General features: G+C 72.2%; 12 protein-coding genes. 7 read left to right on the plus strand and 5 right to left on the minus strand.

Annotated elements, in window-relative coordinates; genetic code table 11:
• Positions 1–367, minus strand: a 367-nt coding sequence (locus tag LX83_RS26850) for an S-adenosylmethionine synthetase N-terminal domain-containing protein (RefSeq protein WP_301328991.1), incomplete at its 3' end; no start/stop codon positions are given.
• A gap of 409 nt (positions 368–776) precedes the next feature.
• On the opposite strand from LX83_RS26850, the gene LX83_RS26855 reads away from it, so the two are divergent.
• Positions 777–2,615 carry a pectate lyase gene (locus LX83_RS26855; RefSeq protein ID WP_253776279.1) on the plus strand — a complete coding sequence of 613 codons (1,839 nt, stop codon included), beginning with the start codon at positions 777–779 and terminating at the stop codon, positions 2,613–2,615.
• A gap of 38 nt (positions 2,616–2,653) precedes the next feature.
• Here LX83_RS26855 and LX83_RS26860 read toward each other — a convergent pair whose 3' ends face one another.
• Positions 2,654–3,145 carry a hypothetical protein gene (locus tag LX83_RS26860; RefSeq protein ID WP_253776281.1) on the minus strand — a complete coding sequence of 164 codons (492 nt, stop codon included), beginning with the start codon at positions 3,143–3,145 and terminating at the stop codon, positions 2,654–2,656.
• A gap of 204 nt (positions 3,146–3,349) precedes the next feature.
• Here LX83_RS26860 and LX83_RS26865 point away from each other — a divergent pair, with 204 nt between their 5' ends.
• From LX83_RS26865 to LX83_RS26875, 3 genes are all read left to right on the plus strand, one after another.
• Entirely contained in the window at positions 3,350–4,627 is a 1,278-nt protein-coding gene (locus LX83_RS26865; protein WP_253776283.1) for a GAF domain-containing protein, read from the plus strand.
• Between the two features lie 135 nt (positions 4,628–4,762).
• A complete protein-coding gene (adh, locus tag LX83_RS26870; RefSeq protein ID WP_253776285.1) occupies positions 4,763–6,280 on the plus strand; it encodes an aldehyde dehydrogenase in 1,518 nt (505 codons plus the stop codon).
• Positions 6,280–6,720 (plus strand): DUF779 domain-containing protein, encoded by a 441-nt coding sequence (locus LX83_RS26875; protein WP_253776287.1) that lies wholly within the window; start codon positions 6,280–6,282, stop codon positions 6,718–6,720. Before adh ends, LX83_RS26875 begins: the two co-directional genes overlap by 1 nt.
• 136 nt (positions 6,721–6,856) lie before the next feature.
• Here the strand turns inward: LX83_RS26875 and LX83_RS26880 are convergent, their stop codons facing one another.
• Positions 6,857–7,441 (minus strand): hypothetical protein, encoded by a 585-nt coding sequence (locus tag LX83_RS26880; protein WP_253776289.1) that lies wholly within the window; start codon positions 7,439–7,441, stop codon positions 6,857–6,859.
• A gap of 122 nt (positions 7,442–7,563) precedes the next feature.
• Here LX83_RS26880 and LX83_RS26885 point away from each other — a divergent pair, with 122 nt between their 5' ends.
• Positions 7,564–8,433 carry a YwqG family protein gene (locus tag LX83_RS26885; protein WP_253776291.1) on the plus strand — a complete coding sequence of 290 codons (870 nt, stop codon included), beginning with the start codon at positions 7,564–7,566 and terminating at the stop codon, positions 8,431–8,433.
• 36 nt (positions 8,434–8,469) lie between these two features.
• On the opposite strand, the gene bla is transcribed toward LX83_RS26885, so the two are convergent.
• Complete coding sequence (bla, locus tag LX83_RS26890) at positions 8,470–9,426, minus strand: class A beta-lactamase (RefSeq protein WP_253776293.1); 957 nt, start codon at positions 9,424–9,426, stop codon at positions 8,470–8,472.
• An 85-nt stretch (positions 9,427–9,511) separates the two neighbouring features.
• On the opposite strand from bla, the gene LX83_RS26895 reads away from it, so the two are divergent.
• Both LX83_RS26895 and LX83_RS26900 read left to right on the plus strand, forming a co-directional pair.
• Positions 9,512–10,402 carry a LysR family transcriptional regulator gene (locus tag LX83_RS26895; RefSeq protein ID WP_253776294.1) on the plus strand — a complete coding sequence of 297 codons (891 nt, stop codon included), beginning with the start codon at positions 9,512–9,514 and terminating at the stop codon, positions 10,400–10,402.
• Positions 10,399–11,316 (plus strand): serine hydrolase, encoded by a 918-nt coding sequence (locus LX83_RS26900; RefSeq protein ID WP_253776295.1) that lies wholly within the window; start codon positions 10,399–10,401, stop codon positions 11,314–11,316. Before LX83_RS26895 ends, LX83_RS26900 begins: the two co-directional genes overlap by 4 nt.
• Positions 11,317–11,393: 77 nt before the next feature.
• Here LX83_RS26900 and LX83_RS26905 read toward each other — a convergent pair whose 3' ends face one another.
• Entirely contained in the window at positions 11,394–12,806 is a 1,413-nt protein-coding gene (locus LX83_RS26905) for an MFS transporter (protein ID WP_253776296.1), read from the minus strand.
• Positions 12,807–12,919: the final 113 nt, after the last annotated feature.

Genomic DNA, 12,919 nt, shown 5'->3' on the forward strand with positions numbered 1-12,919 from the left:
TCTCATCGATCGCGTTGTCCACCCGCGCCTCGTACGCGGCATCCACCCCCTGCGCGATGTCCGGCGACTGCGACCCGATGGCCACGTTCACCCCGCACGAGTTGCCGTCAAACCCCTTGGCCGACGAGTCATACCCGATCCGCAGGATCACATCCCGCACAATGCTGGGGATGTCCACGTACGCATCCGTGGTCACCTCACCGACCACATGCACCTGACCGGTGGTCACCAGCGTCTCCACCGCCACCCGCGACCGCGGATCCGCCGCGAGCAACGCGTCCAACACCGAGTCACTGACCTTGTCGCACATCTTGTCCGGGTGCCCCTCGGTCACCGACTCACTGGTGAAGAGACGTTGGTTCAGCATGAGGTCGTCCTCCTCGCATCCGGTCCAGCCAGCTGGTCGGTCAGCGGCCCGACGGAGCCAGTCCTGTTGTCTCCTCCCGTGTTTACTCCACCGGCCTGAAATCTCGCTGAACACCCAGTTGACCAGTTGACCAGTTGACCGGGCACTTCCCCGGGTTCGACCCGCGTGCGCCCACCAGCCGGCCACCCCTGCGGGCCGCGATCACCCGAATGGCCCTGCCTGAAACTGCAACTCGGGGGGTTTGCAAAGTCGACTCGCGGGTGGTGGTCACCGGAGAGGACGCTGGAACACCTGATCGGCCGCCACTAGGGTGAAAACCCGGGTGATCGTCGGCACCGGAGCTGATCACCCACTCGTGCGCCGCCACGCACCGGGTACTCGACACCGTTGTTGAGGAGGCGCGCGTCCCATGACCACACCCGTGAACCGCCGCAGGTTCGCCCAACTCGCGGCCACCCCGGTCCTCGCGTCGCTGGCCGGGGTCGGTACCGGCGCGGCCACCGCGAGCGCCACGAACACCGCGAGCGCCACGAACACCGCGGGCGCCGCGGCCGACACCCGGGCCGAAGCGCTCGCGGCCATCCGGCGCGCCGCCGTGTTCATGGACGAGCACGTCTCGTGCCGCGGCGGCTACGTGTGGGCCTGCCGGCCCGACCTGTCGGCCTCCTGGGGCGAGCTGCAGGCCAACCGGACCATGTGCTGGATCCAGCCGCCGGGCACTCCGTCGGTGGGGCACAGCCTGCTCGACGCCTACCACGCCACCGGCGACGAGGCGTGCTACCGGGCGGCCGAGCGGACCGGGCTGGCGCTGGCCGAGGCGCAACTGCCGGTGGGCGGCTGGAACTACGTGCACGACTTCGCCGGCGAGGCGTCACTGCGGCGCTGGTACGACACGATCGGCGCCAACGGCTGGCGGCTTGAGGAGTTCCAGCACTACTACGGCAACGCCACCTTCGACGACGCCGGCACCTCGTCCTCGGCGCAACTGCTGCTCCGGCTGTACCTGGAACGGCGGCACCCGCGCATCAAGGCCGCGCTGGACCGGGCCATCCGGTTCATCCTCCGCGCCCAGCTCACCGGCGGGATCGCCGACGGCGGTTGGCCGCAGCGCTTCCCCGCCGTCCCCGGCGCGGTCCGCCAGATGCCGTGGCCCGACGCGGACGCGCGGCCGCCCTGGCTGCCCGCTGACGTCGGGCACGGCATGGCGGACGGCGACTACACCGGGCACGTCACGTTCAACGACGACGTGCTGGGCGAGAACATCAAGTTCCTGCTGATGTGCGTGTCCACACTGGACCGTCGCGATCTGGTCCGGCCGGTGCGCCGGGCCATGGAGTGCCTGCGCCGCCTGCACCAGCCGGGGCCGCAGGCCGGTTGGGGCCTGCAGCACCTGTCCCGCGCGGCCGGCGGCCGACCGGCCGGCGCGCCCGCGGCCGCCCGCTCCTACGAGCCGCGCGCGCTGGCCACGCACACCACCCAGACCAACATCCGCCAGCTGTTCCACTACTTCCGGCTGACCGGTGACCACACCTACCTGCGCCGGGTGCCCGAGGCGATCGCCTGGCTGGAGAGCTGCCCGCTCACCGCCGAGCAGGTGGCGGACAACCCGCTGCTGGCCGGCCGCACCCACCCGACCTTCGTCGAACTGGGCACCAACCGCGCGCGGTTCGTGCACCGCTTCGGGTCCAACATCCGCAACGGCGCCTACTACTTCGACCACGACCACCGCGCCACGCTCAGCCACTACTCGGCCGGCCGCGCCATCGACATCGCCGGCCTGAGAGCCAGCTACGCGGAGCTGCGCTCGCTCAGCCGGGCCGAGGTCGCCGACCTGCGCGCCCGCTCCCCGCTGTCCCCCGGCGGGCCGATCCCACTGCCCCGCTACTTCTCGCCCAAGGACCTCGACCTGACCGACCTGTTCCGCGAGGCCGTCCCGACGCTGCCGACGGTGACCGAGGACCAGGCGCGGGCACTGGTGGCCGATCTCGGCGCCAAGGACCACTGGCTGACCCCGAGCACCGCGGTCACCAACCCCCACCGGGGCCCCGCGCCGAGCACGCCGTACCTCGGCCGCGCCTACCAGAGCACCCACGTCGGCGACGAGTACGACACCTCGCCCTACGACCCGCGCACCCCACCGGCGGAACCGCCCTACCAGCCGCACCAGGGCGAGGCCGTGATCAGCTCGGCCACCTACTCCGGCAACACCGCCAAGCTGATCGCCCACGTCGCCGCCGGACGGTCCTGAACCGGTGCGCCGGGCCGGCCCGACCGGGGCCGGCCCGGTCAGAACTCCACGTCGTGTACGGCAAAGGACTGGTTGGTGTCCGCGCTCAGCCCGGTGACCTCCTTGATCACCGCCCACAGCGTGTTCTCGTCCGGCCCGTCGGCCGGATCGCCGACGCGGGACTCCGCCGGCAACGGCTCGCCGACGGCCCGGCCGTACAGCGGCTCAGGCCTGCCGCCCTGCGCACAGGTGTGCCGAACCAGCTCGCCGTCCGCGTACAGCCACAGCGCGTAGATGTCTGACACGCTGGAGAAAACCACCGCGAGCGCCGTGGTGTCGGCGAGGTCGCCCAACTCGTCGAGCCTGGGTGGGAAGCGCTGGTCCGGGTCCCACAGCTGACACCAGCCGCCCTCGTCCGCCAGGTACAGCCGCTGGCCGGGAGCACTCGACCATGCCTGGTCGGCGTCCACCCGCTCGTCGCGTGATTCGTAGTAGAAGACGTCGGGCAGGCAGGCAACGACCTCGTCCGTTGACCGGCCACGCACGAACATCGCCGAAGTATTCCAACCCACGGCAGATGGTTCACACGTTCGTGGGATGTTGTCAACCCGCCCGAACCGGCGGCCGCGTCCTGGCAATCCACAAGGGACGATCGGAATACCGGGCGGCCGCTGTCGTGTCCGGTGTGGTTCCGGCATCATCAGGACCTGACGCTGGTGAACAGCTGTGCCACGACAGGGGCGGTGTGCGAGGAAGTGTCAGGTCACGGCGGTCTCCGTCGACGGCGGGCCGAGCTGGAACACGAGTGGTCCCGGCGCGTTCCGCCGGGTCTGGTCCGGTCCGGCGACCTGGTCTGCGGGCAGGTGCTGCGCGGCGAGATCGTGGAGTCGTGGGCCCGCTCGCTGCGGCTGGTGGACCCGGCGCGGGACTGCGCGCCCGGGGCCGAGGACCTGGCGCAGCGCTGGCTGGACTCGCCGCTGCGCCAGCCGGTCACCGACCTCGCCGACGAGCTGCGCGCCGCGGTCGACGACGCCGGGTTCGTCGCCGCGGTGACCGACGAGTCCGGCACGATCCTGTGGACCCGCAGCGGCCGGGTGATGCGGCGGCGCGCCGAGCGGGTGAACTTCGCCCCGGGCGGACGCTGGGACGAGGCGTCCATGGGCACCAACGCGCTGTCACTGGCGCTGCGCGACGGCCGCCCGGCCACCGTGTTCTCGGCCGAACACCTGGTCGAGGCCTTGCACGGCTGGGTGTGCTACTCCGCCCCCATCCGCTCGCCCCAGGGGCGGGTGCTCGGGGTGCTCGACCTGTCCAGCACCTGGGACCGGTCGCACCCGCTGGCCATGTCCACGGTCCGCGCCCTGGTGGGCACGATCGAGGCCCGGCTGGCCGAGACCGCGCCCGCCACCCCGGCAACGACAACGGGACCAGCACCGGCGCCGCCGGCGCCGACGGCGACGGCGGACGGGCCCGCGCTGCGGCTGCGCTGCCTGGGTGACGCGCGGGCGTGGCGCGACGGGGTGGCGCTGCGGCTGCGGCCACGCCAGCTGGAGATCCTCACGCTGCTCGCGTTGGAGCGCGACGGGCTGTCCTCGGCCAGGCTGCGGGCCGCGCTGTACGGTGACCGGCCGGTCGGGGCGACCACGCTGAAGGCGGAGGTGTCGCACCTGCGCCAGGCCATCGGCGGCGCGCTGGCGTCCCGCTGCTACGCGCTGACCACGCCGGTGGCCTGCGATGCCACCGCCGTGCTGGACGCGCTGGCCGCCGGGGACACCGAGGCGGCGGTGCACGGCTACACCGGGCCGCTGCTGCCGGACTCGGACGCGCCGGGCGTGCTGGAGTGGCGCGAGTACCTGGCCGTCGCGGTGCGCGAGGCCGTGCTGGCCGCCACCGATCCCGGGCTCGCGCTGCGCTACGGCGAGCGCCACCCCTACGACGTCGAGGTGCACCAGCACGCCCACCGGCTGCTGCCAGCGGGTGACGGCCGGCGCGGGATCGCCGCGGCCCGGATGCGCGCCGCGCACCGCGACTGACGAGCGCCGCTCCCCCATCACCCGTTCGGGGCTACCCGCCAACCTTTCGCCAACCTCGGTGGCGCAGGGTGGCTGACGTCAACCACCAGTGGCCGCACCAACGACGGTGGCCGGGACACCCGCACTGGAGGAACAGTGGTCTACGCCAAGCCAGGCACGGAGGGCAGCCTCGTCCAGTTCGCCGAGCGCTACGACAACTTCATCGGCGGCGAGTGGGTGGCGCCGGTCGAGGGGCGCTACTTCGACAACGTCTCCCCCGTTGACGGCAGGACGTTCTGCCAGGTCGCCCGGTCCAGTGCGGCCGACATCGAGCTGGCCCTCGACGCCGCGCACGCCGCGGCCGAGAAGTGGGGCAGCACCAGTGCGGCACAGCGCGCCGGGGTGCTCAACCGGATCGCCGACCGGATCGAGGAGCACCTGGAACGGCTCGCGGTCGCGGAGACCTGGGAGAACGGCAAACCCGTCCGCGAGACCCTGGCCGCCGACCTGCCGCTGGCCGTGGACCACTTCCGCTACTTCGCCGGCGTGGTGCGCGCCCAGGAGGGCGGCATCTCCGAGATCGACGCGGACACCGTCGCCTACCACTTCCACGAACCGCTCGGCGTGGTCGGCCAGATCATCCCGTGGAACTTCCCGATCCTGATGGCGGCGTGGAAGCTGGCGCCCGCGCTGGCCGCCGGCAACTGCGTGGTGATCAAACCGGCGGAGCAGACCCCGGCGAGCCTGCTGGTGGTGCTGGAGCTGATCGCGGACCTGCTGCCGCCGGGCGTGGTCAACGTGGTCAACGGCTTCGGCGTGGAGGCGGGCAAGCCACTGGCCTCCAGCAGCCGGGTGGCCAAGGTCGCGTTCACCGGCGAGACCACCACCGGCCGGCTGATCATGCAGTACGCCAGCGAGAACATCATCCCGGTGACCCTGGAACTGGGTGGCAAGAGCCCCAACGTCTTCCTGCCCGACGTCGTGGCTGCCGACGACGACTTCCTGGACAAGGCCGTCGAGGGCTTCGTGATGTTCGCGCTCAACCAGGGCGAGGTGTGCACCTGCCCGTCGCGCGCGCTGATCCACTCGGCCATCTACGACGAGTTCATCAGCCGCTGCGTCGAGCGCACCGAGGCGATCGTGGCCGGTAACCCGCTGGACCCGGCCACCATGATCGGCGCCCAGGCCAGCAGCGACCAGTTCGAGAAGATCCTGTCCTATGTGGACATCGGGCGGCAGGAGGGCGCCCAGGTGCTCACCGGCGGCAAGCCCCGCACGGTCGCCGGCCTGGAGGGCGGGTTCTACGTCGAACCGACGATCCTGCGCGGCACCAACGACATGCGCGTGTTCCAGGAGGAGATCTTCGGCCCGGTGGTGTCGGTGACCACCTTCGACTCCACCGAGGAAGCGCTGAAGCTGGCCAACGACACCCTCTACGGCCTGGGCGCGGGCGTGTGGACCCGCGACATCAACGCCGCCTACCGGCTGGGCCGCGCGATCAAGGCCGGCCGGGTGTGGGTGAACAACTACCACTCGTACCCGGCGCACGCGGCCTTCGGGGGTTACAAGAAGTCCGGTATGGGGCGGGAAACCCACAAGATGATGCTGGACCACTACCAGCAGACCAAGAACCTGCTGGTGAGCTACTCGACCAGCAGGGTGGGCCTGTTCTGATGCCGGATTCGCCGGGCAACACCGGCAACCAGGGACCGGCCGGGGTGAGTCGCGTCGAGCGCGTGCGGCTCACCCCGGCCGCGGAACGGCTGCTGCGCGCGCTGGTCGAGCGGCACGGCCCGGTCATGTTCCACCAGTCCGGCGGCTGCTGCGACGGCAGCGCGCCCATGTGCTACCCGCGCGCCGAGTTCCGGGTCGGCGCCTCGGACGTGCTGCTCGGCCAACTGGCCCTGGACACCCCGTTCTGGATCAGCGCCGACCAGTACGCGCACTGGCGGCACACCCACCTCACCGTGGACGTGGTGCCCGGTCGCGGCAGCGGGTTCTCGTTGGAGGCACCGGAAGGCGTGCGCTTCCTGCTCCGCTCCCGCCTGTTCACCGAGCAGGAGCTGGCCCGGATCGCGGCCGAACCGCCCCTGCCCACCGGAGCCGACGAGTAGTGCTTTCTCGCTCGGGTGACCTCGTCGGGTGGCGAGCGGTCCGCGCGGCAGCGCATCGCGCCAGGCTTGCGGACGTGCGCGAGGAGGACCACCCCGGCCGGAGATGGGGCGAGGACCGGGCAACCGGCGAGGTCGGTCAGTCGCCGGCCGCGTCGAACGCCGCGACCATCCGGGTCGCCCGGTGCCTGATGACCGCACTCCGGTCCCGCTTGGCGACTTCGGTCAGCAGGGCGCGGAACTGCGGCCAGGGGTTGATGCTCGTGCTCCACACCGCCAGCTCGCGGAGCTTCTCCTCTGGCGCGGTCAGGGCCGAGTGGACCAGCGCGAACACGCGGCCGTCGAACTCGTGGGGTGCCGCCATGACCACGCGGACGAGCATGTCGGGGCGGATGTCGCCGCCCGGGCCGGCCGCAATCTCGACCAGGTCGTCCAGCGTCCACACGTCGAGGTTGTCCGCCAGCATCCCGGCGAGGCTCCTGGTGAGCCCGGGGCCTCCACCGCTGGCGAAGACGTAGGCGTTCTCCGTCACCACGTCAGCGCCGTAGTGGATCTCAAGCGTCCCGTCCCGGTGTCGCCGCCACACCACCCTGCGGTGCTCGAAGGCGGCCGGGTCCGCCGGGGAGTCGGCGACCACGGACCACCCGTGGTCCTGCGCGTACCGCAGCACCTCGGTGAGTCCCGGGTAGCTCTTCAGGATCAGGCGGGGACTGTGGAAACGCACATCATCTCCCACTCGTGCGGGCTTACGGGGGACGCGAAGAGTACCCGCTCCCGCACCAGCGTGCCCGCGCACTGGACCGGCGGCAGCGCCTGACTGTCGTACCGGGCTGGCACCATCACCGCATGCTCAGCCTTCCCCTGCTCCGCGCGTTGGCCCAGGAGCGGTTCTCTCCCGAGTTCGCGGACCGCTTCTGCGCTCTGTTGAAACCGAGGGGGCAGATCCTGTCGGCCGCCCGTCCAGGCGACGAGCCCGTCGGCGTCCTCGGTGGTGAGCCCCTGCTTCCCGAGTCGGTCGACTGGCCGGTGTGGGACGGGCACGGGCCGCTCTCCTTCGTCGCGTCGCTCCACTGTGGTCGGCTGTCGGCCACCCGGACCGGGTTGGCCCTGCCCCCGTCGGGCAGCCTGCTGTTCTTCTACTTCGACGGACAGGCCGACAACTACGAGACGTGGGTTGACCCCTCGGTGCCCGACGCCCGGTCCGGCGCCCGTGTCCTGCACGTCCCCGACGATGTCGCCGTGCGACCCCGAGGGACACCGAGCCCGCTGAAGCCGTACCAGCGGGTGCCCCTGCGCGCTGATCCCGCCGTCGAGCTGCCCGAAATCACCAGTGCCCGGCTCTACGAGCCGCTTGGACTCGACCACGCCACCGTGTCCGCGGATCCGCGCTACGTCGCCTTCCAGGACGCCGTCTGGGACCTGCTGGGCGTCCGCCACCAGGTGGGTGGCGACCCGTCGTCCATTCAGGGCGAGGTCGAGTACGAGGTCGCCGACTTCCCCGAGGACTGGGATCTGGACAGCTTCGACCCCGACACCCCCCACTTCGACGACATCCTGGCCGAGGCGGGACGGTGGCGGCTCCTCCTCCAGGTCGCCAGCGACAGGGACGCCGGCATGCTGTGGGGCGACCTGGGCGCTCTCTACTGGCTGATCACACCGGAGGACCTCGCCGCCAGCCGCTTCGACCGGGCCCGCTTCACCTGGCAGTGCCACTGATCCCACCGCCCCGCCTCGACTGCCGCGCACACCTGGTCAGGGCGCGGTCAGCGTGGTGACCACGACCTTGGCGGCTTCGGCGATGAGGGCGTCGTCGTGCTCGGCGTCGGCGGTGGCGCGGTCGGACATGATCGCCAGGACGACGGGCGGCCGGTTGGGCGGCCAGGCGACGGCGATGTCGTTGCGGGTGCCGTAGGTGCCGTTTCCGGTCTTGTCGCCGACCGTCCAGTCGGCCGGCACGCCGGCGCGGATCAGCTTCGTCCCGGTGATGTTGCCCTTGAGCCAGTCGGTGAACAGGGTGCGCTTGTCCTCGGGCAGGACCTCGCCCAGGGCGTACGCGCGCAGGCTGGTGGCGAGGGCGCGCGGGGTGCTGGTGTCCCGGATGTCCCCGGGCGCGGTCTCGCTCAACTCGGGTTCGACGCGGTCCACGTGCGTCACCTCGTCGCCGATCGCGCGCAGTTCCGCGCCCAGCGCCTGCGGGCCGCCGAGTTCCCGGAACAGCAGGTTGGCTGCGGTGTTGTCGCTGTAGCGGACGGCGGCCTCACAGACCTCGCGCAGGGTCATGCCGGTGTCCACGTGCTGCTCGGCGATGGGCGCGTGGTGGACCAGGTCCGCCCTGGTGTAGTGGACCACCTTGGCCAGGTCGGCCAGGGAGTTGCGGCGCAGCACGGCCGCGGCGGACAGGGCCTTGTGCGTGGAGGCGTAGGCGAACCGCTCGTCGGCGCGGTGGGTGAGGGTGCGGCCGGTTCCGGTGTCCACCGCGTAGACGCCGAGCCGGGCGTCGAACCTGGCTTCGAGCTGGCCGAACTCCTGGTCGGCCGCGACCGCGGTGGTCGGCGGCACCGAGGTCGTGGACCCCGCTGCGGTGGTGGCCGCCGGCGGCGCGGCGGTGTCGGCAGGGGCGCAGGCCGCGGTCAGGGCGAGCAGGGCCAGCGCCGCGAGGGTGGCCCGCCGGTGGAGGCGTGCTGGTCGTGTGGTCTCTTCCCGTGTCACGCCGGGCACTCTCACATCCGCGGCGTCATGCTGTCCAAGACACGATTGGGCGATTCCATGCTGTTCTGGCATAGTCTCGGCCACTGTGGACGTACTGCGGGCCTGTCAGGCCTTTGTGCACGTGAGCGAGCGCGGCAGCTTCACCGGTGGCGCGGCGGCGGCGCGGATGCCGCAGTCGGTGGCCAGCCGCCGGATCGCCGCGCTGGAACAGCACTTCGGCGAGCGGTTGTTCGACCGGTCGTCGCGGCGGGCCACGCTCACCCCGTTCGGGCGCAGCATGCTGCCCTCGGCCAAACGGCTGGTGCGGCTGGCCGAGGACATGGAGCACGAGGCGGAACGGGCCAAGCTCAGCCCGCTCCGCCTCGCCGTGCCGGACATCTGCGCCACCCACGACCTGGCCCGGCTGGCGGCCGTGGCGCGCCGGCACGACGTGTACCTCGACTTCCAGCCCGCCGGGCCGGCGGAGCGCGCCGAGCTGGTGCGGTCCTACGAGGTGCGGGCCGCGCTCACCGCGGTGCCCGCGACCGAGGCGGTCTGGTCGGTGCCGTTGGGGCTGGCGGCCGCCACGCCTCCCCGGGCGAGCGCGATCTCCCTGGAGTCGCTGCGGGTCGGCCGGGCTGACCGGGCGCGCTGGCGGCGGATCTGGGTGCAGCCCGAGGACGACGTGCCGCACGTCCGGGACCGGATCACCCGGGCCCGTGACGCGGTGGGGCTGCTGCCCGCCCAGGTCGCCGTGGCCACCGCGCTCACCACGGCCGCCGCCGAGGTGTTGAGTTCGACGGACCTGCTGCTCTGCTCGGCCAAGCAGGCCGAACAGCTGGCGCTGCACTGGCGGCCGGTCGGCGGGGTGGAGCTGGTTCGCGGCTTCGCCGTGTCGGCCAACTCCAGGGACGACGCCGAACGGGTTCGGACCCGGCTGTGGCCGGACATCGCCGACTGCCTGGGTGCCCAGCCCAGCTCGGTGGCGGCGCGATGAGCGCGGTGCGGCTGGTCCGGGAGCTGCGCGAGGCGCTGCGCGCCGCCGGGCTGCGCGGCTCGTTCCTGGTGCGGGACCTGCACTCCGGCGACGAACTCGGCATCGAGCCGGACCTGGAGTTTCCGATCGCCTCGCTGGTGAAGGTGCCGCTCGCCATCGCCACGCTGGTCCGCATCGAGCGCGGCGAACTGGACGGGGCCAGACAGCTCGTGGTGCGGCCGGGCCGGGTCACCACGCCGGGGCCGGTCGGGTTGACCAGGTTCCGCCACCCGGCCCGGATCGCCGTTGACGACCTGCTCTACCTCAGCACCTCGATGAGCGACGGCGCGGCGGCGGACGCGCTGTTCGCGCTCACCCCGCCGGCCCAGGTGGGCGAGTGCCTGCGGGCGCTGGGACTGCACGGGATCGCCGTCCGCCACCTCATGCGCGATCTCGTCGAGACACCGGCGGAGAGCCTTGCCCCGGCTGACGTGCACCTCGCGCACGCCCTGGCCATCCAGGCCGGCACCGCCGGCCGCGGCCACCGGCTCCGCCAGCTCGACGTGAGCCGGGCGAACACCGGATCGGCGCGGGCGTTCATGGACCTGCTGCTGGCCCTGTGGACACCGTCCACAGTGCCTCGTCGGGTGGCCGAGCGGGTGCGGGAGCTGATGGCCGCCAACGTGGTCCGCCACCGGCTGGCCCCGGACTTCAGCTCGGACGCGACGCGGTGGTCGTCGAAGACCGGGACCCTGCTCAACCTCCGCCACGAGGTCGGTGTGGTGGAGCACGCGGACGGTCAGGTCATCGGGGTCGCCGCGCTCACCGAGTCGAGCGTGCCGGCCAGCAGTCAACCGGGAGCCGAGGCGGTCATGGCGCGGGTGGCGCGGCGGCTGCACGACCAGTTGCGGCTGCCCGGCCCGCTGCCCGGGTGACCGCAGGACGCCTTTCCCGGTCGGGCGAGGGGATCCACCCGGGCGGTGGACACTCCACAGTGGACGGCGTGGGCCGGCTACAGCCGGGCCGGTGGCAGACCTCGGCTCCGCCACAGCGCGACCAGGTTGCTCACCAGCATGACCCCACCCAGGCCGGCGACCCACGCGCCGAGCTGGTGGATGCCGCCCACCGGCTCGTCCGGCCGCACCGCGTGCGCCACGATCACCGCGGACAGTGCCGCGCCCAGGTACTGCGCGGTGCGGTACATGCCGGTGGCGCTGCCCGCGTTGGCCTCGGGCACGCTGTGGTGCAGGATCATCTGGTTGCCCAGGTTGTTGAAGCCGTTGGGCACGCCCAGCAGCGCGCTCACCGCCGCCAGCAGCCACATCGGCGAGTGCGGGTCGACGAACAGCACGATCAGCGCCCCGGCCAGGGTCATCGCGCAGGTGCCGATCACCAGCAGCGCCCTGGGCGGCACGCGCCGGCCCAGCCGGGTGGCGATGACGGTGCCGAGCACCCCCACGGCGAACACCGGCACCATGAGCACGCCCGTGCCCATCGCGTCCAGGTCCCGTTCGGACTCCAGCCACTGCGGCAGGCCGTAGAAGACGCAGTAGAAGGACACGAAGGTGAGCACGGTGCGCCCGCAGGTCTGGGCGAACCCGGCGTGGCCGGCCAGCAGCCGGACGTCCACGAACGGGGTGGCCGCGCGCAGTTCCCGCACCACGAACAGCACGGCGACGGGCACGAACACCGCGAACAGCGTCCAGTTGGGCCGGTGTTGCAGCGACAGCAGGCCGAGCATCAGCAGCACCAGGCTGGCCACGAACAGCAGCGCGCCCAGCGGGTCGATCGAGCGCAGTGACGCGCGCAGCCCGACCCGCTGCCCCGGCTCGTCGGCGGGCACGCTGAACCAGACCCACAGCGCCGCGTTGAGCACCATGGGCAGGTTGATCCAGAAGATGCCCGGCCAGTCCCACAGCACCACGACCACGCCGCCGACGAACGGGCCCAGCGCGGCCGAGGTCTGGCCGCACACCGCGATGATGCCCAGCGCGCCCACCGCGCTCTCGCCGCGCCTGGCCGCCTGCTGCCGGATGATCGCCATGGCCGACGGGAACTGCAGTGCCGTGCCGAGGCCGAGCACGACCCGGTCCACGACCAGCCACGCCACGTTCGGCACGAACGGCCCGGCCAGTGCGGCGGCGAGCACGACGAGCAGGCCGACCAGGTAGACCCGGCGCGGCCCGAACAGGTCGGCCAGCCGGCCGCCGGTGGGCGCGCCCACGGCCGTGGCCACGTACAGGCCGCTGACCACCCACGGGATGCTCGCGGCGTCGCCGAACTGGACGGCGATGGGCACCAGGGCCACCGCGATCATGGCCGAGTTGAGCCCCTGCAACACGGTTCCCGAGCCGAGTGCCCAGCTCATCGCGGCCGGCAACGACCGGATCGGCTGGTCACCCGGTCGCGCCCGGGCGCTACTCACCCGCGTTCCCGTACCCGCCCCGCTGCGCCATCCCAACCACCTCTCGTCAGCGACCGCCCCGGTTGTCGAATTCCACCCTACTCAGAATCGTTCTCTCCAGTGGAACGAATGTG

This window comes from Goodfellowiella coeruleoviolacea (assembly GCF_024171785.1).
Classification (GTDB): domain Bacteria; phylum Actinomycetota; class Actinomycetes; order Mycobacteriales; family Pseudonocardiaceae; genus Goodfellowiella; species Goodfellowiella coeruleoviolacea.

Coding starts and splice junctions, on each gene's coding strand:
- LX83_RS26900 (WP_253776295.1), top strand. CDS start 10,399: ATGAGCGCGGTGCGGCTGGTCCGGGAGCTGCGCGAGGCGCTGCGCGCC.
- LX83_RS26885 (WP_253776291.1), top strand. CDS start 7,564: ATGCTCAGCCTTCCCCTGCTCCGCGCGTTGGCCCAGGAGCGGTTCTCT.
- LX83_RS26860 (WP_253776281.1), bottom strand. CDS start 3,145: ATGTTCGTGCGTGGCCGGTCAACGGACGAGGTCGTTGCCTGCCTGCCC.
- LX83_RS26855 (WP_253776279.1), top strand. CDS start 777: ATGACCACACCCGTGAACCGCCGCAGGTTCGCCCAACTCGCGGCCACC.
- LX83_RS26875 (WP_253776287.1), top strand. CDS start 6,280: ATGCCGGATTCGCCGGGCAACACCGGCAACCAGGGACCGGCCGGGGTG.